Origin of the sequence: Streptomyces sp. M41 (assembly GCF_043673425.1) — a bacterium.
Taxonomy (GTDB): Bacteria; Actinomycetota; Actinomycetes; order Streptomycetales; family Streptomycetaceae; genus Streptomyces.
In genome coordinates this window covers 1-26,807 of record NZ_JBIMKE010000046.1, presented here as the reverse complement: position 1 = coordinate 26,807, position 26,807 = coordinate 1, and the positions used below count along the sequence as shown (strand labels likewise).

Below are 26,807 nucleotides of genomic sequence, written 5' to 3'. Positions count from 1 at the left end.
GTCCGGTGCGGCGAGAGGGCGTGCCGGGCGTCGCGACGCCGCGGAGAGCCATCAGAAGGGCCCTAACGGCCGCTGCGGACCTTCTCCGCGTGCTCCTCCGGGCACGGCACGGGTACGGCCGCCGGGACCGGCCGGACAGGCGAGCCGTTGCCGGCCGAGAACCAGACGGGCTGGGCCACCGGGCCGGGGGCCGAGGCGTTCCTGGCCCCCCGGCCCGGGCTCCAGCACCGCCCCGCGGCGAACCCCGCGATCAGCAGGGCCACGGCCGCGACCACCCACCAGGGCAGGCCCGCCGTGGCCGTGAACGCGACGACGGCCACCACCGAGAGAAATGCCGACACGCCCTGCTCCCCCTTCACCCATGAACTCCCCTGCCCCCGGCATACCGAGAGCCGCCCGCGTCACAGCAGGCATATGACGCAACAATACGCGAGACCGTCGTATAACCCAGTTCGGGTGATCGGTACATATGACGGACGATTAGATATGAATGACGGACGAGAAGACAGGGCGAGGTGGACGCCCTGGTCGGCGCAACTCGTCAGCGCGTGCCGATCAGTTGCCGCGCGGCTTCGTCCCGGGCCGCTGCCGACGGAGTGTCCGCCCGGGAGCACCCGGACCGCACACTGTGTCCAGGCCGCCGCCCGGCTGCGCCCGGCTAAGGTCGCCGCATGACGCACAGCTTCGTACTCCACATCCCCGACGCCGAGCTCGAACCCGAGCCCCTCACGTCCGAGCAGATCGTCTCCGGGACGCCCGAGGTGACCGGGAAGGTGGTCTGGGAGTCGGAGGACGGCCGTCAGGTGCGGGGCATCTGGCAGATCACGCCCGGCGTGGTCACCGACACGGAGGCCGATGAACTCTTCGTCGTGATCAGCGGGTCGGCCACCATCGAGGTCGAGGGCGGAGCGACGCTCAGGGTCGGGCCGGGCGACATGGCCGTACTGCGCGAGGGCGACCGTACGACGTGGACGGTGCACGAGACGCTGCGCAAGGCGTACGCGATCAACCTGTGAGCGACGGGAGTGCGCTCAGTTCGTGAGCGACGCGGACGCGGTCATTCCCCCTGGCGGCGGTGCGGTCGAGCCCCGGATCTCCATTGAAGGGGTGGCGAGTTGGACCCGCCCCTCTCCCCCGGCGCCTTCGAAGCGCTCCAGGAGGCAGCGGGCCGCTCGGCGGCCGACCTCGTGGCTGGTGCTGTCGACCGTGGTGAGCCAGACGTGCCGCAGGCGGGCGATGCTCGTGTTGTCGTAGCCGACGACGGACAGGTCGCGCGGGACCCGCAGCCCCAGCTCCTCGGCCGCCGAGAGCACGCCGACGGCGGCGATGTCGTTCACGGCGAAGACGGCCGTGGGCCGCTCGGGGCGGCTGAGCAGCCGGACGGTCGCCCGGTAGCCGCCCTCCTCGGTCATGTCGCTGGATTCCACCGGGGCCTCCTCCCCGAGGCTGTGCCGACGCACCGTCATCTCGAAAGCCCTGCGGCGCAGTTCACCCACCGCGCCATAGCCCGCGATGTGCGCGATCCGGCGGTGCCCGAGGCCGATCAGGTGCTCGGCGACCAGCCGGGCGCCCTGCTCGTCGTCGCCCGCCACGACGTCCACGCCGGGCGGCGCCGGTTCGCGGGAGCCGGCCAGCACGACCGGGATCCGCCCGGCCACCGCCGCGAGCGCGGCCGGGTCGGGCAGTGTGCCCACCACGACGAGCCCGTCGACCCCGAGGTCGAGGAAGGGACCGGCCGGGTCCTGTCCGGTACGGCGGTTGAGGCGGGCGTCGGCGAGCAGCATGTGCAGGCCGTTGTCGTGCAACAGCGAGTTGAGGCCGTCGAGCATGTCGACGAACCAGGGGTTGCGCAGGTCGTTGAGGAGGACGCCGACCGTGCGGCTGCGCTGTTCGCTCAGGCTGCGGGCGGCGGCGTTGGGCCGGTAGCCGAGTTCACGCACGGCCCGCAGGACTGCGTCGCGCTTCTCCGGGCGCACCTGGTCGGAGCCGCGCAGCACCAGCGAGACCAGCGACTTGGAGACACCGGCCCGGTCGGCCACGTCGCGGATCGTCGGCGGTCTCATGCTCTGGACCGTTCCATGAGCTGGTACGGCTTGTCAAAGGGTTGACAGCGAGCGGAAACGGAACCCAAGGTGGGTTGGACAGAAAATGGACCGGTCCAAAGAGGGGCTGTCATGGTGGATTCGCTCGGTGTCGCCGTCATCGGGTTCGGCTGGATGGGCCGGGTGCACACCCAGGCGTACGCCCGCGTCCCGCACCACTACCCGCGGCTGGGCCTGCGTCCGCAGCTGGTGACGGTCGCCGAGGAGGTCCCGGGCCGGGCCGAGGAGGCTGCCGCGCAGTTCGGGTTCGCCTCCACCACGCGTGACTGGCGGGAGGTGGCCGCCGACCCCCGGGTGCGGGCGGTGAGCATCACCGCGCCGAACTTCCTGCACCGGGAGATCGGCGTGACGATGGCCGAGGCCGGCAAGCACATCTGGATCGAGAAGCCGGTGGGCCTGACGGCGGCGGACGCCCGGGCGGTCGCCGACGCCGTCGCCGGGGCCGGAGTCCAGGCCGCGGTCGGCTTCAACTACCGCAACGCGCCCGCCGTGGAGGCCGCCCGCGACCTCATCGCCGCCGGCGAGATCGGCACGGTCACCCATGTCCGCATCCGGCTCTTCAGCGACTACGCCGCCCACCCCGACGCCGCCCTGACCTGGCGGTACGAGAAGGAGCGCGGCGGCAGCGGCGTCCTCGGCGACCTCGCCTCGCACGGCGCCGACCTCGCCCGCCACCTGCTCGGCGACATCGACTCGCTCACCGCCGACACCGCCGTTTTCATCCCGGAGCGCGCCCGCCCCGCCGGCGCGACGGCCGGCCACACCCTGGCCACCGGCGGCGATCTCGGCCCCGTCGAGAACGAGGACTACGTCAACTGCCTGCTGCGCTTCGCCTCCGGCGCCCGGGGCGTCCTGGAGGCCTGCCGGGTCTCGGTCGGCGAGCAGAACAACTACGGCTTCGAGGTGCACGGCACCAAGGGCGCGCTCTTCTGGGACTTCCGCCGGATGAACGAGCTGGGCGTCAGCCGCGGCACGACCTACCAGGACCAGCCGATCGGCACGGTGTACGTGGGCCCGGGCGCCGGTGAGTTCGGCGCCTTCCAGCCGGGCGCGGCGAACGCCATGGGCTACGACGACCTGAAGGTCATCGAGGCGTACCGCTTCCTGCGCTCGGTCGAAGAGGGCACCCCGCACGGGGCCACGCTGAAGGACGCGGTGCGCAGTGCCGCCGTGCTGGAGGCGATGGTGCGCTCGGCCGAGAGCCGCGCCTGGGTGACCGTGAACGCTTAGGGCGTGCCAGGCGTCGCGGGGCAGGCGGGTCTTCGCGGACACGGGCCGGCCGGGGCGGTCAATGGTCGGCGCTCAGGCGGGCTCGCCGGCCGAGGGTGACCTTGAGCGGAACCAGGACGAGCCACCACCACACGGCCGCGGCCCCGGCGACCAGCGTGAGCGGGATGGTGAGGAGGAACACCGTCACCGTCACGGCGAGATCGAGGGCGTACAGACCGAAGCCGCCCACGGGAGTGACCTCGCCGCGCAGCCACGGGCGCCGGGCCAGTACGGCGACCAGGGCGAGGTGGGCGGCGCCGAGTGCCGCGACCGACGCGGCGTAGATCGCGACCGAGACGGGGTCGCGGCCGTACTCGGAGAGCAGCCTGGTGGGGAACGGCAGCAGCGCCGCGATGCCCAGGCCGAAGACGGACAGGGTGATGAGCTGTCCGTCGATCTCGCGCACGGTGCGGAAGATGTTGCGGTGGTCGCGCCAGAAGCTGCCCAGCACGGCCACGCTGAGGGCATAGGCGGCGAAGTCCGGGAGCAGATCGCGCAGCGCGTCGTGGTACTCCCGCTCGGTCAGCTCCCGCGGCACGGTGATGTCGAGGACGAGCAGGGTGATGGCGATGGCGAACACGCCGTCGGCGAGCGCCACCAGCCGTTCGGGCCCGCCTTCCGGGTTCGATTTCCACATGCGCACGACGGTAGGGAGCCGGGGCGCGGCACGCGGGCGTACACGCCCGGGGCACAGCGGCGATCGTCACCCGATGGGCGTGGGCATGTTGTACGGCGTCACCACCTGGATCGCCGACGGCAGGGTGGGCCCGGCAGGCGGCAGCGCGCCGTGCGCCCGCATGACGATGTGGCAGGCCTCGCGCATGTCCTGGCGCAGGTCGTGGTGGAGCACGGCGGACAGGCGGTGCTCGCGCAGCAGCCGGGTGTTGTCGTGGTCGAGGTCGTGCGCGACGAACACCGCGCACGGGCGGCCCAGGTCCTCGAAGGCGCGCAGCGTCGCGATGTTGCCGCCGCCGATCGAGTAGACCGCGCGGATCTGGGGCTCGCGCTCCAGGGCTGCCCGCACGAGGTCGTACTGCGTGGCGTCCAGACCCTGTCCCTCGGCCAGTTCGACCAGGGTGCGCCCGGGGTGGCGGGCGCGCATGGCGCTGCGGAATCCCATCTCGCGTTCCTCCTCGTTGCGGAAGAAGCCGCTGCTGAGGCTGGTGAGCACATGGCCGGGACGGTCGCCGAGCCACTGGCCCATGAGGTACGCGGCCGTCGCGCCGGCGGCCCGGTTGTCGATGCCGACGTAGGCGAGGCGGGGCGTGGCCGGCAGGTCGGTCACCAGGGTCACCACCGGGATCCCGGCCTCCACGAGCCGCGTGACGGCGGCGGTGACCTCGGGGATGTCCGGGGCCTTGAGGATCACGCCCTGCGAACCGCGCCGGGCGATCCGGTCCAGCGTCCGGGTCAACTCCTCGGCGGGGCCCGTCTCGCGGAAGTGGAAGCGCGAGCGCACCACGGCCGGGTGCAGGGCCGGCAGTTCGGCCTCCAGGGCGGCCCGGACGGCGGTGGAGAACCGCTCGGGCGCCTGCATCACGATGTCGATCATGAAGGTACGGCCCACCAGCCGGACCTGGGTGCGCTGCCGGTCCAGGTCGGCGATGGCCTGGCGGACCTCCCGCGCGGTGCTCTCGCGGACCCCGCCCCTGCCGTTCAGCACCCGATCGACGGTGGCTTCGCTCAGACCTGCCTGACGTGCGATCTCCCGGATCGGGAAAGGGTGACCCATGCGGCTGCTCCTGCGCGGTCCTGAGGGGTTTTTGATGGCCTTCTGCCGGTTGTTCGACGGGTATGTACTGACAAGAATGACAGCACCGAGTCGTCCGTGTCACCGAGAGGACACCGATGTCCTTCACCCCCGTGCACCGCCGTGCGTGGCTGTCCGAACAGGACTGCGACCTCGCCGCCTTCCGTGAGCTCGTCGAGCGGGACACCGACCTCGCCGGCTACCCGTACGCCTCGGCCGTGGAGCGGGGCGTCCTCGTCTACGCCGCCGACCGGCTGCGCGCCGCCGACGACCCGCGTGCGGTGGGGGCCGAACTGGTCCGCGCCCTCACCGACGGTCCCGGCGTCGTGGTGTTCCGGGGAGCGTTCGACGACCTGGAGACCGTCGACCGGCTCACCGCCGTCTTCGACGCCCTGATCGCCGAGCAGCGCTCCTCGGGTGCGAACGCCGGTGACCACTTCGCCAAGCCCGGGGCCAACGACCGGGTCTGGAACGCGCTGGAGAAGGCGGCGCTGTACGACCCGCAGGCGTTCGCCGACTACTACGCCAACGACGTCCTGGCCCTGGTCTCGGCCGCCTGGCTCGGACCCGGCTACCAGATCACCTCGCAGGTGAACGTGGTCAACCCCGGCGGACCCGCGCAGACCGTGCACCGGGACTACCACCTGGGCTTCCTCCCCAACGAGGTCGCGGCGGCCTACCCGGCCCACGTCCACACCCTCTCCCCCGTGCTCACCCTTCAGGGCGCCGTCGCGCACTGCGACATGCCGGTGGAGTCCGGGCCGACGCTTTACCTGCCGTACTCGCAGCGCTACGAGCCCGGTTATCTGGCCTGGCGACTGCCCGAGTTCCAGGCGTACTTCGAGGCCCACCACATCCAGCTGCCGCTCGCCAAGGGCGACGCGTCCTTCTTCAACCCCGCGCTGTTCCACGCGGCCGGCACCAACCGCACGGCGGACATCCGGCGCATGGCGAACCTGCTCCAGGCGTCCTCCGCGTTCGGGCGGGCCATGGAGTCGGTGGACCGCGAGGCGGTCGCGAACGCCGTCTTCCCGGTGCTGCTCGAACGCCGGAGCGCGGGCGTGGACGAGGCGTGGCTGGAGAACGTGATCGCCGCGAGCGCCGAGGGCTACCCCTTCCCCACGAACCTCGACAGCGACCCGCCGGTCGCCGGACTCGCACCCGACTCGCAGGCGGACCTCGTGCGGCGCGCCGTGCGCGAGACATGGACGCCCGAGGCGCTGCGCGCGCAGCTTCGGGCCGGCGCCGAGCGGCGCCAGAGCTGAAAGGCCCCGGAACCACATGGGACTGCTTCACGACAAGGTCGTCCTCGTCAACGGCGGCAGCCAGGGCGTCGGTGCCGCGATCGCGCGGGCGGCCGTCCGCGAGGGAGCGGTCGTGGCCGTCACCGGCCGGCGCCCCGAACCCGGCCAGGCGCTGGTGGCCGAACTGGCCGCCGACGGGGGCAAGGCCCTCTTCGTACGGGCCGACCTCGCGGACGCCGAGCAGGCGAAGGCGTCCGTCGCCGAGGTCGTGGACGCGTTCGGGCGGGTCGACTGCCTGGTCAACTCGGCGGGGCTGACCTCCCGGGGCACGCTGCTGGACACCACGCCCGAGCTGTTCGACCAGCACATCGCGATCAACCTCAAGGCACCGTTCTTCGCCATGCAGGCCGCCGTTACGGACATGGTCGCCCGCAAGGCCCCCGGCACGATCGTCAACATCATCACGTCCTCGGCGCACGGCGGGCAGCCGTTCCTCGCGCCGTACGTCAGCGCCAAGGCCGGCCTCGTCGGGCTGACCCGCAACGCCGCGCACGCCCACCGCTGGGACCGGATCCGGATCAACGGCCTGAACATCGGCTGGACGGCGACGGAGGGCGAGGACGCCACGCAGAAGGCGTTCCACGGCGCCGGGGACGACTGGCGCGAGTCGGCTGCCGCCGGGCTGCCGATGGGGAAGCTGGGCCAACCTGACGAGATCGCCGACTTCGTGGTGTTCCTGCTGTCCGAGCGGTCCGGGGTGGTGACCGGGTCGGTGATCGACTGGGACCAGAACGTACTTGGAGGACTCGACTGAGGAATTGCCACGATGTGCCGTCGGTCGTCTGCGGCTCCGTCGTGGCTGGTCGCGCAGTTCCCCGCGCCCCTGGAGGGGCGCTGCAGTGCCCCGCATCAATCTCAAGGAGCAACACCCATGCGTATCGGAATCCTCGGCCTCGGCCGCATCGGCGCCTTTCACGCCGAGACCCTCTCCGGACTCGACGCGGTCGACTCCCTCGTCGTCACCGACCCGTTCGCGGACGCCGCCAAGGTCGCCGCGGAGCGGTTCGGCGCCGAGGTCGTGGACTCGCCCGAGGCCCTCCTGGCGGCCGGCGTGGACGGCATCGTCGTCGCCGCCGCGACGGACGCCCACCCCGCGCTGATCCTGGCCGGCGTCGAGGCCGGTATCCCGGTCTTCTGCGAGAAGCCCGTCGCGAGGACGATGAGCGAGGGCGTCGCCGTGCTGGAGGCCGTCCAGGGCAAGGGCGTGCCGATCCAGATCGGCTACAACCGCCGCTTCGACGCCGGTTTCGTCGCCGCGCGGGCTGCCGTGCACTCCGGCGAGCTGGGCAAGCTGCACACGGTCCGCTCGACCACCCTGGACCCGGCGCCGCCGCCCGCCGCGTACATCGCCGCGTCCGGCGGCATCTTCCGGGACTGCTCGGTGCACGACTTCGACATCATCCGCTGGGTGACCGGCCGCGAGGTGACCGAGGTGTACGCCGTCGGCGGCAACAGGGGCGCCGACTACATCGAGGAGGCCGGCGACGCCGACACCACCGGCGCGATCCTCACCCTGGACGACGGCACGATCGCGGTCGTCTCCAACTCCCGCCACAACGCCCGCGGTTACGACGTCCGCATGGAGATCCACGGCTTCCAGGACTCCATCGCCGTCGGCCTTGAGGACAAGCTGCCGCTGCGCTCGGTCGAGCCCGGCGTGACCTTCCCGGCGGGCGTCCCGCACGACTTCTTCATGGACCGGTTCACCGCCGCCTACCGCGCCGAACTCACCGCGTTCACCGAGGTGGTGGCCGGCACCCGGACCTCCCCGTGCACCATCGAGGACGCCCTGGAGGCCGGCTGGATCGCCGACGCGTGCACGCTGTCGCTGCGCGAGCACCGTCCGGTGAAGATCGAGGAGGTACGCCAGGGCTGAGCGCCCCGGTCCCGTACCGGGCGCGCCCGCCCAGCTGTAGATGGGCAGATGTGTATCGGTACGGGGCGGACCGGCCCCGCTGATCGGGGCCTGGCGTGGGACAGTTCTGCCGATCGGCGCGGCTTGTCGCAGCTACGGCCGACGGTGGGCGGCGCGCGACGGAGGGCCGGGGGATGATGGATCCCCCGGCCCTTTGGACGTTGCGGCTCGGTCGTCGGTCGTCAGGCGTACAGCGCCGGCCGGTCGACCAGGTCCACCGGGACCCGGCCGCCGTCCTCCAGTGCCCGTACGCTCGCCTCGCACACGGCCGCGACGGCGTACCCGTCCCACACGCCGGGGCCGGTGACCTCACCGCGCCGGGTGGCGTCCACCCAGGACTGCACCTGACGGTCGTAGGCGTCGGTGAACCGCTCGATGTAGTCCTGGGCGATGATGCCGCCCCAGCGGCCGGCCGCGTTGGTGACCATGGCGTGGCCGTCGCCGACCCGGGCGGTGCCGCGTTCGCAGACGACCTCGGCCTGGACCTGGTAGCCGAAGCCGCAGTTGACGAAGATCTCGACGTCGACGATCGCGCCGCCGTCGGTCTCGAAGACCACGAACTGCGGGTCCCGGATGCCGTCCGGCGCGTTGCCGGACGGCGTCGGGGCCAGCACGGTGACGGCCGTGATCTCGTGGCCGAGCAGCCAGCGGGTCACGTCCATCTCGTGCGTCACCGAGTCGTTGATGAGCATCTCGGAGGTCCAGCCGGGCGGGCTGGCCACGTTGCGGTGCCGGTTGTGCAGCATCAGGGGACGGCCCAACTGGCCTGTCTCCAGCAGCGCCTTGAGCTTCAGGTACTCGGCGTCGTAGCGCCGCATGAAGCCGACCTGGACCCGGCGCCGGCCGAGGCGTTGCTCGGCCGCCATGACGCGCAGCGCGGACGCGGGGTCCGGTGTGAGGGGTTTCTCGCACAGCACCGGCAGATCGTGCTCGAGGGCTGTGAGGAGGGCCGCCTCGTGGGCGGGCCCCGGTGAGGCGATGAGCACCGCGTCCACGTCGGCCGCCGCCATCGCGGCGGCCGGGTCGGTGTGGGCGGTGCAGCCGTCGACGCGGGCGGCGACCGCTTTGGCCCGCTCCGCGTCGACGTCGGCCACGGCGGCCACCCGTGCCCCGCTGATGACCTCGTCGATACGGCGCACATGGTCGGCGCCCATCTTTCCGGCACCGATGACTGCGACGGAGAGCGTCCGACTGCGCTGGGTCATGTGGGTCATGACGATCGGCCGTCCTTTCGGGTCGTCGGGCGCGGTTGTCAGGCGCCGCAGGACCTCAGGAACTGACGGGTGCGGACGGCGATCGGCAGGGGCCTGTCCGGCTCGCACGGGTACATGTCCTGCTCGACGATGGCGAACAGGTCCACGTCGAGCTTCTGCGCGGCCTGCAGGACCGGCCCCAACTCCGGTACGCCACCCGGGGGTTCACACATCACGCCGCGCTGGACGGCGGGACCGAACGGGATCTCGTCCCGCACCACGTCCGCGAGGATCTCCGGGTCCACCTGCTTGAGGTGCAGATAGCCGATGCGCTCGCCGTAGGTCTCGATCAGCTTGACGCTGTCGCCGCCGCAGTAGGCGTAGTGCCCGGTGTCCAGACACAGGTTGACCAGGCCGGAGTCGGTGGCGTCGAGGAAGCGCTCGACGTGGGCCTCGGTGTCGATATGGGTGTCGGCGTGCGGGTGCACGACGATGTCGAGGCCGAACCTCTCCCGCACCTCGTGACCGAGGCGCTCCATGCCCTTGGTCAGGTGGGCCCACTGCTCGCCGGTGAGCTCCGGCGGCTCCAGGATCTCGGCGGTCTTGTCGTCGCGCCAGAAGGACGGGATGACGACCAGGTGCTTCGCGCCCATGGCCTGGGTGAGCGAGGCGACCTCGCTGACGTGCTCCCAGGTCGACTCCCAGACGGCGGGGCCGCGGTGCAGGCCGGTGAAGATGGTGCCGGCCGACACCTTGAGGTTCCGCCGGGCCACCTCGTCGGTGAGGCGGGCCGGGTCGGTCGGAAGATAGCCGTACGGGCCCAGTTCGATCCAGGAGTAGCCGGCCTCGGCGACCTCGTCCAGGAAGCGTTCCCAGGGCACCTGCACGGGGTCGTCGGGGAACCAGACGCCCCAGGAGTCGGGGGCCGAGCCGACCCGGATGCGGTCCAGCACAGGGGGCATGTCAGGACTTCCCTTCGGGCGCGGCGGCCACGGGCGCGGTGAGGTCTCCCGCTTCGGGGAGCTCTTCGACGTCGACGCCGCGGACCTGCGCCAACTCGTGCTTGAGCGCGGCGAGTTCGGTGCCGCCGGCCATGTGGTTGGTGAGTTCCTCGAGGCTGACCTCGTCGCGGGAGGCGTTGAGCTCCATGGTGCCGAGGCGCAGGACGCTGAAGTGGTCGCCGACCATGTAGGCGTGGTGCGGGTTGTGGGTGATGAAGATGACGCCGAGGCCGCGGTCGCGGGCGGCGGCGATGTACTTCAGGACCACGCCGGACTGCTTGACGCCGAGGGCGGCCGTCGGCTCGTCCAGGATGAGGACGCGGGCGCCGAAGTAGACGGCGCGGGCGATCGCCACGCACTGGCGCTGACCGCCGGAGAGGGTGCCGATGGGCTGCTCCATGTCGTCGAGGACGATGCCCATGTTGCGCAGCTCTTGGTCGGCGGTCTTCTTCATGGACTCGATGTCGAGCCGGCGGATCGGCCAGGGACCCTTGGTCATCTCGGAGCCGAGGAAGAAGTTCCGCCACACCGGCATCAGCGGGACCACGGCGAGGTCCTGGTACACCGTGGCGATGCCCTTGTCGAGGGCCTCGCGCGGGGTGGAGAAGCGCACCGGAGCGCCGTCGACGAGGAACTCGCCCTCGGTGTGCTGGTGCAGACCCGAGATGATCTTGATGAGGGTGGACTTGCCGGCGCCGTTGTCACCGAGGACGCAGGTGACCTGGTTGGCGAAGACCTTCAGGTCGACGCCGTGCAGGGCGCGGATGTTGCCGTAGGACTTGCCGGCGCCGCGCAGTTCGACGACGGGGCCGTTCCGCCCGGCCGCCTTGTCGGTGCTGACGGCGCCGTGGGTGCCGGGTCCGTTGCTGGATGTCATGTCGGTCACCTCCGGGTGGCCGTGCGCTGCACGTACAGATTGATCAGGACGGCGCCGAGGAGCATCACGCCGAGGAACGCCTTGAACCAGTCGGGGTTCCAGCCGGCGTAGACGATGCCCTGCTGCACCATGCCGAACATGAACGCGCCGAAGACCGGGCCGATCGCCGAACCGGCACCACCGGTCAGCAGACAGCCGCCGATGACCGCCGCCGCGATGTAGATCAGCTCCTGGCCCACACCCTCGCCGGACTGCACGGTGTTGAACGAGAACAGCTGGTGCATGCCGACGAACCAGGCGCCGAAGCCGACCAGCATGAACAGCGAGATCTTGGTGAACGTCACCGGCACACCGACGGCCCGCGCGCTCGCCTTGTTGCCGCCGACGGCGAAGATCCAGTTGCCGTACTTGGTGCGCAGCAGCACCCAGGTGGCGAGCGCCGCGAAGACCAGCCACCACACCACGGTGATCTTCACATTGACGCCGCCGACGTCGAACGACGAGGCGAAGATGGCCTTGGCCTGGTCGAAGCCGTCCATGTCGCTGATGTCGTCGGTGGCGACGTTGCCGGTGATCAGCTTGGTCACCGCGAGGTTCACGCCCTGGAGGATCAGGAAGGTGCCGAGGGTGACCAGGAAGCTCGGCAGGCCGGTCTTGACCAGCATCCAGCCGTTGAACAGCCCGATGCCGAGCGAGACGGCGAGGGCGACGATCACGCCCACCCACACGTTCATCGTCAGCTGGTAGCTGAACATGCTGGCCGTCAGCGCGGAGGTGACCACCGCGACACCGGCCGACAGGTCGAACTCTCCGCCGATCATCAGGAGCGCGACCGGCAGTGCCATGATCCCGATCGTCGACGACTGGTAGAGGATGTTGGCCATCGAGCTGCCGTCGCGCACCGGCGGCGCCGTGATCAGGAAGAAGATCAGCACCGCCACCGCGCCGAGGAAGACCCCCACCTCGGGGCGGGCCAACAGCCGGAACACCAGGGGGCGTTCGGCGGTCCGCCCGTCCTTCTCCTTGCCAGGGCCGGGGGCCGGCGGTGTGGACACCGCCGGCTCAGCCTGTCGGGTCATGCTCATCACCGAGTGCCCTTCGCGGCGAACTTGTCGATCGTCTCGACGTTCGTCTTGTCGACGAAGGCAGGTCCGGTCAGCACCGGCTGCTCACCGCCGCCCATGTAGTTGCCGTTGTTCTTGTAGAGCCACAGGGAGTCGATCGCCAGGTAGCCCTGGAGGTAGGGCTGCTGGTCGACGGCGAACTCGATGTCGCCCTTGTCGATCGCTCCGGTCAGTTCCTTGTTCAGGTCGAAGGTGGCGACCTTCGCCTCGCTGCCGGCGTCGGCGATCGACTGCACGGACGTCAGCGCGAACGGCGCGCCGAGGGCGACGACGTAGTCGATGTCGCTGTCCTGCTTGAGCTTGGCGGTGATCGTCGACTTCACGGAGGGCATGTCGGTGCCGTTGACGTTCAGGTTCTGGACGTTGCCCTCGAAGGTCTTCTTCACGCCGGCGCAGCGCTGCTCGAGGCCGATGTTGCCCTGCTCCTGGATGACGCAGACGGCGTTCTTGGCGCCCTCCTCGTTCAGCCGCTTGCCGAGGGCCTCGCCCGCCACGGTCTCGTCCTGGCCGAAGAACTCCATCAGGCCGAGCTTCTGCCACTCGCTCACACCGGAGTTGAGGCCGACCACCGGTATGCCGGCGGCCTTCGCCTTGTTCACGACGTCCTTCATCGCGTCCGGCTTGGCGAGGGTGATCGCGATGCCGTCGACCTTCTGGTCGATCGCGTTCTGCACCAGGTTGGCCTGGTTGCCCGCGTTCGGGTCGTTGGAGTAGATCAGCTTGACGTTGTCCTTGGCGGCGGCTGCCTCGGCACCCTTGCGGACGATGTCCCAGAAGGTGTCTCCGGCCGACTGGTGCGTGACCAGGGCGACCGTCATGCGGGGCGTGGTGGCCTTGCCCGCCGAGGCGTCCGCGGCGCCTTCCTCGGACTCCTTGCCGCCGGAACTGCTGGAGCAGCCTGCGAGCGTCAACGCTGCCGCCGCGGCCACGGCCACCATGGGGGCCAACCTGCGGGAGCGAGAGTAAGAGCGGTCCATCTTTCCAGCACCTCACTGTGCGACGGGGTGTGCGACGGGGGGAAAGGGTGTGATCACTGGGATCCGTGGCCCGGGCCCCTGCTGAGGTCCGGGTCGTGTGCCGTGGAACACGGCGGGTTCGCTGGGACGGGATCCAATCGCTGGATGCGCCAGCTGTCAATACTTTGTTAAGACATCATTTCACAAGCAGGTCCGAATGTAAGTACAAAGTATTGACAGCGTCGGCCTCCACGTCCTACACCTGGGAGGCGGCAGGCCCCCTGGGACCCGCACCCCCAGCCCAGCTCTAGGAGCGTCGCGCATGGCCGAGTCAGCCAAGCCCTTCGACTTGATCACAATGGGAAGAATAGGAGTCGATCTCTACCCCCTGCAGTCCGGCCTGCCCCTTACGCAGGTGGAGACGTTCGGCAAGTTCCTCGGAGGTTCGGCGGCCAACGTCGCCGTCGCCGCCGCCCGGCTCGGCCGCACCAGTGCCGTGATCACCCGCACCGGCGACGATCCCTTCGGCACCTATCTGCACCAGGCCCTGAAGGGCTTCGGTGTCGACGACCGCTGGGTGACGCCCGTCGCGGCGTACCCGACGCCGGTGACGTTCTGCGAGATCTTCCCGCCGGACGACTTCCCGCTGTACTTCTACCGGCAGCCTAAGGCCCCTGACCTGGAGATACATTCCGACGAACTGGACTACTGGGCCATCCGCTCGGCCCGTGTCCTGTGGATCACCGGCACCGGCCTGAGCGAGGAGCCGAGCCGCTCCGCCACCCTCGCCGCCCTCAAAGCGCGCGACAAGGCGGGCACCACGGTCTTCGACCTCGACTGGCGTCCCATGTTCTGGCGCGATCCCGAGCAGGCCCGCCCGTACTACGCCGAGGCGCTGCGGCACGCCACCGTCGCCGTCGGCAACCTCGACGAGTGCGAGGTCGCCACCGGCGTCCGCGAGCCCCACGCCTGCGCCGAGGCACTGCTGGCGGCCGGGGTGGAGCTGGCGGTAGTCAAGCAGGGCCCCAAGGGGGTGCTGGCCGTGCATCGCGACGGAACTCGGGCCGAGGTGGCGCCGGTGCCGGTCGAGGTCGTCAACGGCCTCGGCGCGGGCGACGCCTTCGGCGGCTCACTGGTCCACGGGCTGCTGTCCGGCTGGGATCTGGCCACCACCATGCGGTACGCCAACGCCGCCGGCGCACTCGTCGCCTCCCGCCTCGCCTGTTCCACCGCGATGCCCACCGAGTCCGAGGTCGAGGACCTCCTCGCCCAGGCGTCGTGACGGCCGGCCGAGCCACCTTCGAACGGAGCTTTCCCTTGAGCATCACCATCCCGGACCTCACCGCGATCAGAGCCCGGCACCCCGAGGCGATCGCCGAGGCCGCCGCCCGCCGGACGCGCCGCACGCTGATCGGCGACAGCGGGCGACTGATGATCGTGGCCGCCGACCACCCGGCCCGCGGCGCCCTGGCCGTCGGCGACCGCGGGCTCGCCATGGCCGACCGGGCCGATCTGCTGGAACGCCTGTGCGTCGCGCTGTCGCGGCCCGGCGTCGACGGGGTGCTGGCCACCGCGGACATCCTGGAGGACCTGCTGCTCCTCGGGGTGCTCGACGACAAGGTCGTGATGGGCTCCATGAACCGCGGGGGGCTGGCCGGGGCCTCCTTCGAGATGGACGACCGCTTCACCGGCCACCGCGCCGAGGACATCGCCCGGATGCGTTTCGACGCGGGCAAGCTGCTGCTCCGCATCGACTACGACGACCCGGGCTCGCTGGCCACCCTGGAGTCCACGGCCCGGGCGGTCGACGCCATGGCCGCGCGGCGGCTGCCGCTGTTCGTCGAGCCCTTCATCTCCCGGCGGACCGACGGCCAGGTGCGCAATGACCTGTCCGCCGAGGCCGTCACCAGGTCCATCGCCATCGCCTCGGGGCTGGGCGGCACCTCCGCGTACACCTGGCTGAAACTGCCCGTCACCCATGACCCCGACGACATGGCGGAAGTTCTCGAGACGTCCACGCTGCCCGTCGTGCTGCTCGGCGGTGAGGTCGGAGGTACCGCCGAGGACCAGGCTGGCGCGTACGAGCGCTGGCGCAAGGCGCTCCAACTACCCACCGTGCAGGGCCTGGTCGTCGGCCGCTCGCTGCTCTACCCGGCCGAGGGCAGTGTGGAGACGGCGGTGGACACGGCCGTCGGCCTGTTGTGACACGGACTGACACGGACTGCGACCCGGAGGATTCGATGACGTATCACCTTCCCGCGGGAAAGGCGCTCGGCGGCCCCTACGTCGTGGACGTCACGCCCGAGAAGGCCGGCTGGGGATACTCCGGCCTGAAGGTCCTGGAGCTGCCGCGGGGCGGCTCCCACACCTTCGACACCGGCGACAGCGAGTGGATCGTGCTGCCGCTGACCGGCGGCTGCACGGTCGAGACGGACGACGACTTCGGCCAGGAGACCTTCCGGCTGGCCGGCAGGGACAGCGTGTTCAGCGGGGTCAGCGACTTCGCGTACGTCCCGCGCGACTCCCGGGCGACCATCTCCACCGCCGACGGTGGACGGTTCGCGCTGGCCGGTGCGCGCTGCTCGCGGCGGCTGCCGGCCCGCTACGGACCGGCCTCGGCGGTGCCGGTCGAGCTGCGCGGCACCGGCAACTGCAGCCGTCAGGTGAACAACTTCGGCGCGGCAGCCCCCGTCGGAGCCGGTGACGGACAGGGTTTCGAGTGCGACAAGCTCATCGCGGTCGAGGTCATCACCCCGGGCGGCAACTGGTCGTCGTTCCCACCGCACAAGCACGACGAGCACCGGCCCGGTGAGGAGTCGGTGCTGGAGGAGATCTACTACTTCGAGTTCGCCGAGCACGAGGGCACCCCCGGCCTCGGCTACCAGCGCGTCTCCCCCTCCGGCCACGGCCGGAACACCGATGTGCTGGCCGAGGTGCGCGGCGGCGACGTCGTCCTGATCCCCGACGGCTGGCACGGGCCCTCCATGGCGGTGCCCGGCCACCACATGTACTACCTCAACGTCATGGCGGGCCCCGAGGCCGAGCGCGCCTGGCTGATCTGCGACCACCCCGACCACGCCTGGGTCCGGGACACCTGGCCGGACCAACCCGTCGACCCCCGTCTGCCCCTCTACACCGCCCCGTCCCAGTGAGGTCCCCGATGAGCCGATCCACGCACGTCCGCCTGACCGTCGCCCAGGCGCTGGTGCGGTTCCTGTCCGCGCAGTACACCGAGCGCGACGGCGTGCGCCACCGGCTGATCGCCGGCACCTGGGGCATCTTCGGCCACGGCAATGTGGCCGGGGTCGGCCAGGCCCTGCTGGAGGTGGGCGAGGACGTCATGCCGTACCACCAGGGCCGCAACGAGCAGTCCATGGTGCATGCGGCGGTCGGCCACGCCCGGCAGCTCAACCGACTGTCCGCGCAGGCGGTGACGACGTCGATCGGCCCGGGCGCGACCAACCTCGTCACCGGCGCCGCGCTCGCCACCATCAACCGGCTGCCGGTCCTGCTCCTGCCCGGCGACTACTTCGCCTCGCACGCCCCCGACCCGCTGCTCCAGCAGCTGGAGCACCCGACCGAGGCGGACGTTTCGGTCAACGACACCCTGCGCCCGGTCTCCCGCTACTTCGACCGGATCACCCGCCCCGAGGCCCTGATCCCTTCCGCGCTGAACGCCATGCGGGTCCTCGCCGACCCGGCCGAGACCGGCGCGGTGACCCTGGCCCTCCCCCAGGACGTGCAGGCCGAGGCGTACGACTGGCCGCGGGAGTTCTTCGCCGACCGCGTCTGGTACGTCCGGCGCCCCGCGCCCGACCCGGTGGAGCTGGCGGCGGCCGTCGAGGCGATCCGGGCCGCCGAACGCCCGCTGATCGTCGCGGGCGGTGGCGTCCACCACAGCGAGGCCGAGGCGGCGTTGAAGGCGTTCGTCGAGGCGACCGGCATCCCGGTCTCGGCCACGCAGGCGGGCAAGGGCTCGCTCCGCTTCGACCACCGGGCCGACCTCGGCGGCATCGGCCACACCGGCACCTCGGTCAGCGACGACATCGCCCGCGCCGCCGATCTGGTGATCGGCGTGGGCACCAGGTACACCGACTTCACGACCGCCTCCGGCACCCTCTTCCAGCACCCGGACGTGCGATTCCTCAACCTCAACATCACCGGCTTCGACGCGCACAAGCTGGCGGCACGGACTCTGGTCTGCGACGCCCGGGCCGGGCTCACGGCGTTGACGGAGGCGTTGTCCGGCCACCGGGTGGACGCGGCGTACGAGGCCGAGTACTGCGCCGGCAAGGAGCGTTGGGACGCGGTCGTCGAGGCCGCCTACCGTGCCGACGACGAGAGCGCCGTACCGACGCAGACGCAGGTGCTGGGCGCGCTGGACGCGGTGGTCGGCGACGACGACGTGGTGATCAACGCGGCCGGTTCGCTCCCCGGCGACCTGCACAAGCTGTGGCGGTCGCGCTCCCCGCGCCAGTACCACCTGGAGTACGGCTACTCCTGCATGGGCTACGAGATCCCGGCCGGCATCGGCGTCCAGCAGGCCGCGCCGGACACGGCTGTGTGGTCGCTGGTCGGGGACGGCACGTATCTGATGATGCCGACGGAGATCGTGACCGCGGTCCAGGAGGGACTGCCGGTCAACGTCGTCCTGATCCAGAACCACGGCTACGCCTCCATCGGCGGGCTCTCGGCCGAGACCGGCGGCGAGCGCTTCGGCACCGACTACCGCTACCGCGCCGCCGACGGCACCTTCACGGGCGCCCCGCTCCCCGTCGACCTCGCCGCGAACGCGGCCAGCCTCGGCATGGACGTCCTGCGCGCCAAGACGGTCGGCGACCTGCGCGAGGCCCTGGCCGCGGCCCGCGCCTCGGACCGGCCGACCTGCGTGTACGTCGAGACGGACACCACCAACCCCACCTCGCCGGGCGCCGAGGCCTGGTGGGACGTGCCCGTCGCCGAGGTCGCCTCCCGCGAGGCCGCCGTCGAAGCACGCGCACGGTACGACCAGCACGTCCCCGACCGGCGCCACCACCTCTGAACTCCCCGCACCCGACCCGCGTTCGAAAGGCTCTCGCGCACCATGCAGACCATCACCCACTGGATCGACGGCAAGTCCGTCGAGGGCACCTCGGGCCGCTTCGCCCCCGTCTACAACCCGGCCACCGGCGCCCAGGAGAAGCAGGTCGCCTTCGCGACCGTGGACGAGGTGGACGCCGCCGTCGCCTCCGCCAAGGCCGCGTTCGCGACCTGGGGCGAGTCCTCCCTGGCCAAGCGCACGGCGATCCTGTTCAAGTACCGCGAGTTGCTGGACGCCCACCGCGACGAGATCGCCGAGCTGATCACCGCCGAGCACGGCAAGGTGCACTCCGACGCGCTCGGTGAGGTGGCGCGCGGTCTGGAGATCGTGGAGCTGGCCTGCGGGATCAGCGCGCAGCTCAAGGGCGAGCTGTCGACGCAGGTGTCGACCCGGGTGGACGTGGCCTCGATCCGGCAGCCGCTGGGTGTGGTGGCCGGCATCACACCGTTCAACTTCCCCGCCATGGTGCCGATGTGGATGTTCCCGCTGGCCATCGCGTGCGGCAACACCTTCGTGCTGAAGCCGAGCGAGAAGGACCCGTCGGCGTCCTTCCGGCTGGCCGAACTGGCCACCGAGGCCGGGCTGCCCGAGGGCGTGCTGAACGTCGTGCAGGGCGACAAGGTCGCCGTGGACCGGCTCCTCGAGCACCCGGACATCGAGGCGGTGTCCTTCGTCGGCTCGACGCCGATCGCGAAGTACATCCAGCTCAAGGCGGTGGAGCACGGCAAGCGCGTACAGGCCCTGGGCGGCGCCAAGAACCACATGCTCGTGCTCCCCGACGCCGACCTGGACTTCGCCGCCGACCAGGCGATCAACGCCGCCTACGGCTCGGCGGGCGAGCGCTGCATGGCCGTGTCGGTCGTCGTCGCGGTCGGCGACACGGGCGACGAGCTGGTCGGCAAGATCGCCGAGCGGGCGAAGGCCCTGCGCATCGGCCCCGGCGACGACCCGGCCTCCGAGATGGGGCCGCTGATCACCCGTGAGCACCGCGACAAGGTGGCGTCGTACGTGTCGTCGGCCGCGGAGCAGGGCGCCGAGGTCGTCGTCGACGGCACCGGGTACCGGGTGGACGGGCACGAGGACGGCTTCTTCCTGGGTGTCTCGCTGCTGGACCGGGTGCCGCTGACGGCGGACGCCTACCGGGACGAGATCTTCGGCCCCGTGCTGGCCGTGGTGCGCGCGCAGACGTACGAGGAGGCCATCAAGCTGATCAACGACTCCCGCTGGGGCAACGGCACCGCGATCTTCACCCGGGACGGCGGCGCCGCAAGGCGCTTCCAGCTGGAGGTGAAGGCGGGCATGGTCGGCGTGAACGTGCCGATCCCGGTGCCCGTCGGCTACCACTCCTTCGGCGGCTGGAAGGACTCGCTCTTCGGCGATCTGCACATCTACGGCAACGACGGCATCGCCTTCTACACCCAGGGCAAGGTGATCACCACGCGGTGGCCGGATCCGGCCGACGCCGGTATCAACCTCGGTTTCCCCAGCAACACCTGACACCCCTCGAGGACCGATCACAGGAGGGCCCCATGGCGAAGACCCGCGGTTCCGCACGTGCCGTGTCCGCCTCCGCGCTGGACTCGCTGACCTTCGCCCTGGACCGGGGCAGTCCCGTGCCGCTCTACTACCAGCTCGCCCAGCAGCTGGAGGAGGCGATCGAGCACGGGGTCCTCGCTCCGGGCCACCTCCTGGGCAACGAGGTGGACCTGTCGGTACGGCTGGGCCTGTCCCGGCCCACCGTCCGCCAAGCCATCCAGTCCCTCGTCGACAAGGGGCTGCTGGTCCGGCGCCGCGGGGTGGGCACCCAGGTGGTGCACAGCCAGGTCAAGCGTCCGCTGGAACTCAGCAGCCTCTACGACGATCTGGAGGCGGCCGGCCAAGGCCCGACCACCCGGGTCGTCCGCAACGAGGTCGTCCCCGCGACCGCCGATGTCGCGGCTGCGCTCGGCATCGCGGAGGGCACGGAGGTCACGGCCTTGGAGCGGCTGCGCTCCACGCACGGCCAGCCCGTGGCGATCCTGTGCAACTACCTGCCCGCCGGCCTGCTCGACCTCGGCACCGCCCGGCTGGAGTCGACCGGCCTGTACCGGATGATGCGGGCCGCCGGCATCACCCTGCACAGCGCCCGCCAGACCGTCGGCGCCCGCTCCGCCACGGCCGAGGAGGCCGAGCGCCTCGACGAGAAGGAGGGTGCCGCGCTGCTCACCATGCAGCGCACGGCTTACGACGACACGGGGCGGCCGGTGGAGTACGGAACACACCTGTACCGGGCGTCCCGGTACGCGTTCGACTTCCAGCTGCTCGTCAGGTCTTGAGGCTCGTGGTGAACGGCGTGACGGGCCGCTGGAGGCGTTCGCCGTCCAGGGTGATGTCGACGGCCTCGTTGTAGAAGGCCACGAGCCCCTTGATCGGGCTCACCGCCGGCAGTGGCTCGGCATAGCTCCACAGGATGTTGCGCGGGATCTCGCCCGCACCGCGCCAGGTCCAGTACTGGGCCCTGCCCTTGTAGGGGCAGCCGGTGCGATGGTCGGTCGGCTCGAACAGGTCGAGGCGGACGTCCTCGCGGGGCAGGTAGTACCGCGTCGGCAGCCCGGTCTCGAACAGCAGCACCGGGCGGTGCGTGTCCCCGACGACAGTGCCGCCGATCTCGACCTGGACATGGCGGCTGCTGGGCATCGCGTCGACCCGTTTGTGCGGGTCGCGCGGGTGGATGAAGATTTCTTCCTCCTCCTCGTACCAGTGGTCGAGTCCGCTGCCCCAGCGCAGGAACCATTCGAAGGCGATGTGCTCGGCCAGGTCCGCGGCGGGGAACGTCCATGCCGCGTTCTCGACCAGCTGACCTTCGGCCTCGAGGTCGTAGAAGATCTGCGATCCCGTGTGGGAGCCCGGCTCGGGGTGAGCGGCCGGGCGCAGCAGATCCGTGCGGACCTCCGCCCTGGGAAACGCGTAGCACGGCACCGGCAGATCGGGCTCCCAGACCAGGACGGGGTGCCGGCTGTCGACGACGGTCACCTCGCCCTTGCGCCCCCGCACCCAGCGTTCGGTGGGCTCCCACAGGAGTCCCTCGGGGGTCGTACGGACGGACCGCTCCGTGGGGAACAGAGGCATGGCCACTCTCCTTCGGCTCCTCTTCGGAGCCTACCTCCGGACGATCGCCCGGCGCTCGCGGAGGCGCGGGGGCGTCGGCGAGCACGGCGGGAGTGGGCGTCGCGCGCGACCGGCCAGGCCAAGTCGTGGGGGTGCCGGTCGCAGGGCCGTCAGCGAGCGAACGGCCCCTCCAGTGCCGCCCATTGCAGCAGCATGATCGTCTTGGCGTCGGCGATCTCCCCCGTGCGAATCATCTCCAGTGCTCTACGGAAGGGCAGTTCGAGGATCTCGATGTCCTCGCCCTCCTCGTCGAGTCCACCGCCCTCGTGGGTGTGGGTGGCCGGGCCGTAGGCGGCGGCGTAGAAGCTGACGCGTTCGGTGACGGAGCCCGGGCTCATATAGACATCGAAGACGTGCCGGACCTCGCCGATGGTGTGCCCGGTCTCCTCCACCACCTCACGGCGCACGGCGATCTCCGGGTGCTCGTCCTCGTCGTCGAGCAGCCCGCCCGGTGTCTCGACGAGCATGCCGTCGGGGTGGCCGTTGACATACACCGGGAACCGGAATTGGCGGGTGAGCAGGACGGTTTCGCGTTCCGCGTCGTACAGCAGCATGGTCGCCCCGTTGCCGCGGTCGTGCGTCTCGCGCTGCTGGGTGCTCCACGTGCCGTCGGCGTGCTGGAAGTCGAAGGTGGTGGCCCGCTCGACGTACCAGTGACTGGACAGCAGCCGCACGTCCCGCACCTTGACGCGTGGGTTGCCGGTGAGGTCCAGGCCGGTCCGGTCGAGTCCGGTTCGGCCGCGGCGGTCGGGCGTGTCGATACCGGCGGTCATCGGGCACCGGCCGGGTGGATGAGCGAGTTGGTCATGGCCCGCTTCTACCATCCCGGCCTGAGGGCGTCCTGTCGATGTGCCGGTTTCTTCAGATCGGTGCGGTGTCTCTCCTGTTGTCCGTGACGATGTGCGGGCACACCGCGCACGCCTGTGCACCGTTGTCGGCGAACCATCGGCACTGTTGCCGGATTCCGCACAGCGGCAATACCGGCCCCCTTTCGGCTGCCTTTTCCCGGGCCCCGACCTCAGGCGCCAACGCGCTGATCTCCTCCCCGAGGCGGCATTTGTGCCCGCTCCAGTGGCGGCAGGCATTTTCGACGCAGGGCCCCGCCAGCCGGAATTTCTCCTCGATCCGTTCGTCCTCCGCTGTGAGCGAGTCCAGAAATCGCCGGTCCAGGGGAAGTGGCGGGGTCATGAATGCCACGCGCCTCGACGGTGTGACCATCCCCAGGAACACGGTGGCCCGCTCCCGAGAGGAACTCGGGCACAGCCGGCCTCCCCGTGCCCCGTCAACCTCTCGGTCAGCCATCGAACCGACCGAGCTGTTCGATCTGTTCGCCCAGCTCCAGGCCCCGCGCCCCGTCGATGACCCAGATGCCGAGCCACTCGGGACGCAGCCTCGGATGCGTGTGCCCCACGATCAGCGGTCCCGGCGAGCGTGGATTCACCTTGGCCAGGGCCTCCAGCGCGGCCTTTTGCACCGCGAGTGATATCTGGTTCCTTTGCTGGTCGCTGAGTTCGATCCCGTCCAGCACCACGCGGAATTCGTGCTTGCCTTCTCGCGCCATGTCTCCCCCTCGGATGAAGGCTGCACACCCTACGCCCGCCGGTCACCGGCCGGACAGACAATGGGCTTTGATCGACCGACCTGCACAACTGGACCAGGGAAATCCTTGAACTACCGGTCGCTGGACTCGATTTCCGTCACACCGGACGACATCGGCCGAGTGCGCTCTTCATCGCGCCGACGGAACCGGTGTCAGCCGGTAGGCCGACCCGTGTCGGACCACACGGCCGGCCGTGGGCGGTGGGAAATGCGTACCGAGGACGAGAGTGTCCGTGCCTGCGAGCGAGTCGAGCAGTGCGTGACGTGTGGCCTCGGCCTGCTCGGGGTCGGTGTCCACGCAGGAGCCGATGGCGGGGTGGGCGAACTGCACGGGGTGGTGGATGCAGTCCCCGGTGATCAATGCCGTTTCGCCGCCGCCACTGCTCAGTTCCACGGCGACATGGCCGGGCGTGTGTCCCGGGGTCGGCAGCAGGCGCAGCCCCGGGGCGATCTCGGCGCCTTCGGCGGGGACGTCGACGAGGTCGAGCAGGCCCGCGTCCTCGACGGGGTGCACGGAGTCACGGAACATCTGGCGCCGTGGCTCGTCCATGTCGTACCCGGCCCAGAACTCGCGCTCGGCGCGGGAGGTGACGTAGCGGGCGGCCGGGAAGGTGGGCACCCAGGCGCCGTCGGTGCCCGCCGTGGTGTTCCAGCCGACGTGATCGGTGTGCAGATGGGTGAGGACGACCAGGTCGACGGTGTCCGGGGTAAAGCCGGCCGCGGCGAGACGTTCGAGGTAGTCGGTCCGCAGGTCGTGCCAGGCCGGGTTGGCCCGGGTCCTGCCGTTGCCGATGCCGGTGTCGACGAGGACGCGCAGTCCGCCCACCCGGAGGGCGAAGCTCTGGCTGTGCAGATACGGGACGCCCTCGGGGTCGGCGAAGTCGGGGCTCAGCCAGGTCTGCCGGCCCACGACGTCGGCAGTGGCGGCCGGGAGCAGCCACGGGCCGGTGGTGGGCGGCAGCGGGATCTCCTCGATCCGGTGGATGTCGATGTCACCCACGGTCCAGTCGGCGCGGGTGAAGGGGGCGGCGGACTCGCCGACCTGCGGTGTGGACCCGTTCATCATTCCCATCCCATTCCCATCCCCATAAAAGCAATCGGTTTGCTTTAAGCAACCTTAGGCCCTACGATGCACTAACGCAAACAGTTAGCTTTTACGAGGGAGGGCGTCCATGACCTCAGTCGAACTCACCCCACCGGAGGCCGCTCGGTGGGCCGCCCGGGCCGGCCTGCGGCTCGCACCGGACCGCCATGGCGCGGTGGCGGCCACCGCCGAACACATCACCGCCGTCGTGTCCGTACTGCGCGAACTGGACTTCGGGGACACCCCGCCCGCCGCCGCCTACCGGGCGGGAGAGGAGCAGCGCGATGCGGCCGTATGAACTGTCCGTGGCCGCCGCCGCGGAAGCGATCCGCGGGCGGCAGCTGTCACCGGTCGAACTGGTCGACTCGGTCCTCGACCGTCTCCACGAGACGGATCCGCGCCTGGGCGCCTACGTCACCGTCACGGCCGAGCGGGCCCGCCGATCGGCCCGAGCCGCCGAACACCAGGCCGCGGCGGGCCACTTCCGAGGCCCGCTGCACGGCATCCCCATGGGCCTGAAGGACCTCATCGATGTCGCCGGCATCGCGACCACCGCCAGTTCCCGGGTCCGCGCCGGGCACCGCACGGAGGCCGACAGCGCGGTCGCCACCCGCCTCGCCGGGGCCGGTGCGGTCCTGGTCGGCAAGACGCACACGCACGAGTTCGGGTACGGCCTGACCACCCCGCAGACACGCAACGCCCGGGACACGGGCCGGATCGCCGGCGGATCCAGCGGCGGATCGGCCGTCGCCGTGGCAGCGGGGTCGGCGCTCTTCGCCCTCGGCACCGACACCGGCGGTTCGATCCGGGTGCCCGCCGCGCTGAACGGCGTCGTCGGCCTCAAGCCCACGTACGGCCTCGTCCCCCGGCACGGCGTGACGTCGCTGTCCTGGTCCCTCGACCACGTCGGCCCCCTCACCCGTACCGTCGAGGACGCCGCCCTGGTCCTGTCCGTGCTGGCCGGTCACGACCCCCGCGACCCGGCCTCCATGCCCACGGCCACCGGCGTCCGACCGCTGGGAGGACCTGCTGCCACGGACCTGACCGGAGTGCGCGTCGGCGTGCCGCGCAACCACTATTTCGACCACGTCACCCCCGGGATCGAGAAGGCGGTCCGGGGCGCGATCGCCTGCCTGGAGTCCCTCGGCGCCCGGCTCGTCGACGTCGAGATCCCCATGGCGCGCTACATCCAGGCGACCCAGTGGGGCCTCATGGCCCCCGAGGCGACCGCTTACCACGAACGCTCCTTGCGCGCCGTACCCGAGCTCTACGGGGCGGACGTCCGCGTCCTCCTCGAAGCCGGCGAACTGATGACCGCCGGGGACCATCTGCGAGCCCAGCGGGCGCGGACGCTGATGCGGCAGGAGTGGGCACGCATGCTGGAGGCGGTCGACGTGATCGCGGCTCCGACGGTCCCCATGACGGCGGTGCCGTCCGGCCGGACCACGATCACCTGGCGGGACGGCACGCAGGAGAGCGTCTCCGACGCCTTCGTACGCCTCTCGGCGCCCGCCAACATCACCGGAGTGCCCGCCCTGTCCGTTCCGGCCGGCCACGACGAGGATGGCCTGCCGATCGGGATGCAACTGCTCGGACGCCCCTTCGGCGAGTCCACGCTCCTGCGGGTGGGCCACGCCTACGAACGGACCGTATCCCCGCCGTCCCGCTCAGCCCGTGCCCTTGCACGAGCCCACGAGCCGGGGCGCGGCATGACACCGGCCGAGCCCTAGAAGCGAGAGATTCGCTTTAAGGTGGGTGCCATGAGCCGTCAGATGGTGCGCCCCGGCGGGCGCAGCGCCCGGGTCCAGGAGTCGGTGCACACCGCCGTACGCGAACTCGTCGCGGAAGTCGGCCGGGACGCCGTGACGGTGCCGCTGGTCGCCGCGCGCGCCGGCGTCACCCCGTCGACCGTCTACCGCCGCTGGGGCGACCTTCAGGAACTGCTGTCGGACGTGGCCGTGGAACGCCTGCGCCCCGACACGGAACCCGAGGACCTGGGCGGCCTCGCCGCAGACCTGACGGCCTGGGCCGAACAGTTCCTGGACGAGATGGCCTCACCGTCGGGCCGCGCCTACATCCGCGACGCCCTGCTCGGTGACCCGGACGGCACCAACGCCGGGCGGTGCTCCGCCTACGCCGCCGAGCAGATCGACCTCGTCCTCGCCCGCGCCGCCGACCGCGCGGAGACGGCGCCGGACGTCGAGTCGGTCATCGACCATGTCGTCGCCCCCATGATGTACCGCATCCTCTTCCGCCCCGACGGCCTCGACGCCGCCTACGCCCGCCGACTGGTCGGCGAACTGCTCGCCGACCGGTCGGGCTGGCCGGACTAGGGCCTGTGTGAGGTTGTGATCATTCTCGGGTTCTGGTCCCGTGTGGGGGTGGGACCTGGTAGGACGCTGGGTG

The 26,807-nt window shown here is 70.9% G+C and carries 28 protein-coding genes; 14 read left to right on the top strand and 14 right to left on the bottom strand.

What is annotated here, in order from left to right; all coding sequences use genetic code 11:
- Positions 1 to 62: 62 nt before the first annotated feature.
- Complete coding sequence (locus ACHBTE_RS34265; protein ID WP_394729389.1) at positions 63 to 341, bottom strand: hypothetical protein; 279 nt, start codon at positions 339 to 341, stop codon at positions 63 to 65.
- A 330-nt stretch (positions 342 to 671) separates the two neighbouring features.
- On the opposite strand from ACHBTE_RS34265, the gene ACHBTE_RS34260 reads away from it, so the two are divergent.
- Complete coding sequence (locus tag ACHBTE_RS34260) at positions 672 to 1,016, top strand: cupin domain-containing protein (protein ID WP_394729387.1); 345 nt, start codon at positions 672 to 674, stop codon at positions 1,014 to 1,016.
- A gap of 15 nt (positions 1,017 to 1,031) precedes the next feature.
- Here ACHBTE_RS34260 and ACHBTE_RS34255 read toward each other — a convergent pair whose 3' ends face one another.
- Positions 1,032 to 2,063 (bottom strand): LacI family DNA-binding transcriptional regulator, encoded by a 1,032-nt coding sequence (locus ACHBTE_RS34255; RefSeq protein ID WP_394729385.1) that lies wholly within the window; start codon positions 2,061 to 2,063, stop codon positions 1,032 to 1,034.
- 111 nt (positions 2,064 to 2,174) lie between these two features.
- Here ACHBTE_RS34255 and ACHBTE_RS34250 point away from each other — a divergent pair, with 111 nt between their 5' ends.
- Positions 2,175 to 3,332 (top strand): Gfo/Idh/MocA family protein, encoded by a 1,158-nt coding sequence (locus ACHBTE_RS34250; protein WP_394729383.1) that lies wholly within the window; start codon positions 2,175 to 2,177, stop codon positions 3,330 to 3,332.
- Between the two features lie 58 nt (positions 3,333 to 3,390).
- Here the strand turns inward: ACHBTE_RS34250 and ACHBTE_RS34245 are convergent, their stop codons facing one another.
- Together ACHBTE_RS34245 and ACHBTE_RS34240 are read right to left on the bottom strand one after the other, a co-directional pair.
- Positions 3,391 to 4,008: a TMEM175 family protein gene (locus tag ACHBTE_RS34245; RefSeq protein WP_394729381.1), complete on the bottom strand. Its 618-nt coding sequence runs from the start codon at positions 4,006 to 4,008 to the stop codon at positions 3,391 to 3,393.
- A 66-nt stretch (positions 4,009 to 4,074) separates the two neighbouring features.
- Positions 4,075 to 5,103, bottom strand: coding sequence for a LacI family DNA-binding transcriptional regulator (locus ACHBTE_RS34240; RefSeq protein WP_394729379.1), 1,029 nt, complete (start codon positions 5,101 to 5,103; stop codon positions 4,075 to 4,077).
- 116 nt (positions 5,104 to 5,219) lie between these two features.
- On the opposite strand from ACHBTE_RS34240, the gene ACHBTE_RS34235 reads away from it, so the two are divergent.
- The 3 genes from ACHBTE_RS34235 to ACHBTE_RS34225 all read left to right on the top strand — a co-directional run bounded on the left by ACHBTE_RS34235 (position 5,220) and on the right by ACHBTE_RS34225 (position 8,301).
- Positions 5,220 to 6,386 carry a phytanoyl-CoA dioxygenase family protein gene (locus tag ACHBTE_RS34235; protein ID WP_394729377.1) on the top strand — a complete coding sequence of 389 codons (1,167 nt, stop codon included), beginning with the start codon at positions 5,220 to 5,222 and terminating at the stop codon, positions 6,384 to 6,386.
- A 16-nt stretch (positions 6,387 to 6,402) separates the two neighbouring features.
- Positions 6,403 to 7,179 (top strand): SDR family oxidoreductase, encoded by a 777-nt coding sequence (locus ACHBTE_RS34230; RefSeq protein WP_394729375.1) that lies wholly within the window; start codon positions 6,403 to 6,405, stop codon positions 7,177 to 7,179.
- Between the two features lie 117 nt (positions 7,180 to 7,296).
- Entirely contained in the window at positions 7,297 to 8,301 is a 1,005-nt protein-coding gene (locus ACHBTE_RS34225) for a Gfo/Idh/MocA family oxidoreductase (protein ID WP_394729373.1), read from the top strand.
- 221 nt (positions 8,302 to 8,522) lie between these two features.
- Here ACHBTE_RS34225 and ACHBTE_RS34220 read toward each other — a convergent pair whose 3' ends face one another.
- The 5 genes from ACHBTE_RS34220 to ACHBTE_RS34200 are packed head-to-tail and all read right to left on the bottom strand — an operon-like array spanning position 8,523 to position 13,512.
- A complete protein-coding gene (locus ACHBTE_RS34220) occupies positions 8,523 to 9,545 on the bottom strand; it encodes a Gfo/Idh/MocA family protein (protein WP_394729417.1) in 1,023 nt (340 codons plus the stop codon).
- Positions 9,546 to 9,592: 47 nt separating this feature from the next.
- Positions 9,593 to 10,495: a sugar phosphate isomerase/epimerase family protein gene (locus ACHBTE_RS34215; RefSeq protein ID WP_394729371.1), complete on the bottom strand. Its 903-nt coding sequence runs from the start codon at positions 10,493 to 10,495 to the stop codon at positions 9,593 to 9,595.
- A 1-nt stretch (position 10,496) separates the two neighbouring features.
- The gene (locus ACHBTE_RS34210) at positions 10,497 to 11,411 is read right to left on the bottom strand and encodes an ATP-binding cassette domain-containing protein (RefSeq protein ID WP_394729369.1); all 915 of its coding nucleotides are present in this window, start codon (positions 11,409 to 11,411) and stop codon (positions 10,497 to 10,499) included.
- Positions 11,412 to 11,416: 5 nt separating this feature from the next.
- Positions 11,417 to 12,496, bottom strand: coding sequence for an ABC transporter permease (locus ACHBTE_RS34205; protein ID WP_394729367.1), 1,080 nt, complete (start codon positions 12,494 to 12,496; stop codon positions 11,417 to 11,419).
- Positions 12,496 to 13,512, bottom strand: coding sequence for a sugar ABC transporter substrate-binding protein (locus ACHBTE_RS34200; protein ID WP_394729365.1), 1,017 nt, complete (start codon positions 13,510 to 13,512; stop codon positions 12,496 to 12,498). Before ACHBTE_RS34200 ends, ACHBTE_RS34205 begins: the two co-directional genes overlap by 1 nt.
- 301 nt (positions 13,513 to 13,813) lie before the next feature.
- Between ACHBTE_RS34200 and iolC the strand changes: the two genes are divergently transcribed.
- From iolC to ACHBTE_RS34170, 6 genes are read left to right on the top strand one after another with little or no spacing between them, the layout of a single operon-like run.
- Complete coding sequence (iolC, locus tag ACHBTE_RS34195) at positions 13,814 to 14,773, top strand: 5-dehydro-2-deoxygluconokinase (protein WP_394729363.1); 960 nt, start codon at positions 13,814 to 13,816, stop codon at positions 14,771 to 14,773.
- Between the two features lie 35 nt (positions 14,774 to 14,808).
- Positions 14,809 to 15,696 (top strand): deoxyribose-phosphate aldolase, encoded by an 888-nt coding sequence (locus tag ACHBTE_RS34190; RefSeq protein ID WP_394729361.1) that lies wholly within the window; start codon positions 14,809 to 14,811, stop codon positions 15,694 to 15,696.
- A gap of 35 nt (positions 15,697 to 15,731) precedes the next feature.
- Entirely contained in the window at positions 15,732 to 16,643 is a 912-nt protein-coding gene (gene iolB, locus ACHBTE_RS34185) for a 5-deoxy-glucuronate isomerase (RefSeq protein WP_394729359.1), read from the top strand.
- An 8-nt stretch (positions 16,644 to 16,651) separates the two neighbouring features.
- Positions 16,652 to 18,532 (top strand): 3D-(3,5/4)-trihydroxycyclohexane-1,2-dione acylhydrolase (decyclizing), encoded by a 1,881-nt coding sequence (gene iolD, locus ACHBTE_RS34180; protein ID WP_394729357.1) that lies wholly within the window; start codon positions 16,652 to 16,654, stop codon positions 18,530 to 18,532.
- Between the two features lie 42 nt (positions 18,533 to 18,574).
- Positions 18,575 to 20,068: a CoA-acylating methylmalonate-semialdehyde dehydrogenase gene (locus ACHBTE_RS34175; RefSeq protein WP_394729354.1), complete on the top strand. Its 1,494-nt coding sequence runs from the start codon at positions 18,575 to 18,577 to the stop codon at positions 20,066 to 20,068.
- Positions 20,069 to 20,100: 32 nt separating this feature from the next.
- Positions 20,101 to 20,886: a GntR family transcriptional regulator gene (locus tag ACHBTE_RS34170; protein WP_394729352.1), complete on the top strand. Its 786-nt coding sequence runs from the start codon at positions 20,101 to 20,103 to the stop codon at positions 20,884 to 20,886.
- Here ACHBTE_RS34170 and ACHBTE_RS34165 read toward each other — a convergent pair.
- The 5 genes from ACHBTE_RS34165 to ACHBTE_RS34145 all read right to left on the bottom strand — a co-directional run bounded on the left by ACHBTE_RS34165 (position 20,876) and on the right by ACHBTE_RS34145 (position 24,383).
- The gene (locus ACHBTE_RS34165) at positions 20,876 to 21,679 is read right to left on the bottom strand and encodes a DUF427 domain-containing protein (RefSeq protein WP_394729350.1); all 804 of its coding nucleotides are present in this window, start codon (positions 21,677 to 21,679) and stop codon (positions 20,876 to 20,878) included. The two genes, ACHBTE_RS34170 and ACHBTE_RS34165, sit on opposite strands and share 11 nt — an antisense overlap.
- A 149-nt stretch (positions 21,680 to 21,828) precedes the next feature.
- Entirely contained in the window at positions 21,829 to 22,491 is a 663-nt protein-coding gene (locus ACHBTE_RS34160) for an NUDIX domain-containing protein (protein ID WP_394729348.1), read from the bottom strand.
- 88 nt (positions 22,492 to 22,579) lie between these two features.
- Positions 22,580 to 22,915 (bottom strand): hypothetical protein, encoded by a 336-nt coding sequence (locus tag ACHBTE_RS34155; RefSeq protein WP_394729346.1) that lies wholly within the window; start codon positions 22,913 to 22,915, stop codon positions 22,580 to 22,582.
- Between the two features lie 97 nt (positions 22,916 to 23,012).
- On the bottom strand, positions 23,013 to 23,279 hold the full coding sequence (locus ACHBTE_RS34150) for a hypothetical protein (protein WP_394729343.1): 267 nt from the start codon (positions 23,277 to 23,279) through the stop codon (positions 23,013 to 23,015).
- Positions 23,280 to 23,447: 168 nt separating this feature from the next.
- Positions 23,448 to 24,383: an MBL fold metallo-hydrolase gene (locus ACHBTE_RS34145; RefSeq protein WP_394729341.1), complete on the bottom strand. Its 936-nt coding sequence runs from the start codon at positions 24,381 to 24,383 to the stop codon at positions 23,448 to 23,450.
- A gap of 106 nt (positions 24,384 to 24,489) precedes the next feature.
- Between ACHBTE_RS34145 and ACHBTE_RS34140 the strand changes: the two genes are divergently transcribed.
- Genes ACHBTE_RS34140 through ACHBTE_RS34130 form a run of 3 tightly spaced genes read left to right on the top strand, consistent with a single transcriptional unit; the run spans position 24,490 to position 26,734 of the window.
- On the top strand, positions 24,490 to 24,699 hold the full coding sequence (locus tag ACHBTE_RS34140; RefSeq protein WP_394729339.1) for a hypothetical protein: 210 nt from the start codon (positions 24,490 to 24,492) through the stop codon (positions 24,697 to 24,699).
- Positions 24,686 to 26,131, top strand: a complete 1,446-nt coding sequence (locus ACHBTE_RS34135) for an amidase (protein ID WP_394729337.1) — start codon at positions 24,686 to 24,688, stop codon at positions 26,129 to 26,131. The genes ACHBTE_RS34140 and ACHBTE_RS34135 overlap by 14 nt, the downstream gene beginning before the upstream one ends.
- Before the next feature lie 30 nt (positions 26,132 to 26,161).
- On the top strand, positions 26,162 to 26,734 hold the full coding sequence (locus tag ACHBTE_RS34130; protein WP_394729335.1) for a TetR/AcrR family transcriptional regulator: 573 nt from the start codon (positions 26,162 to 26,164) through the stop codon (positions 26,732 to 26,734).
- Positions 26,735 to 26,807: the final 73 nt, after the last annotated feature.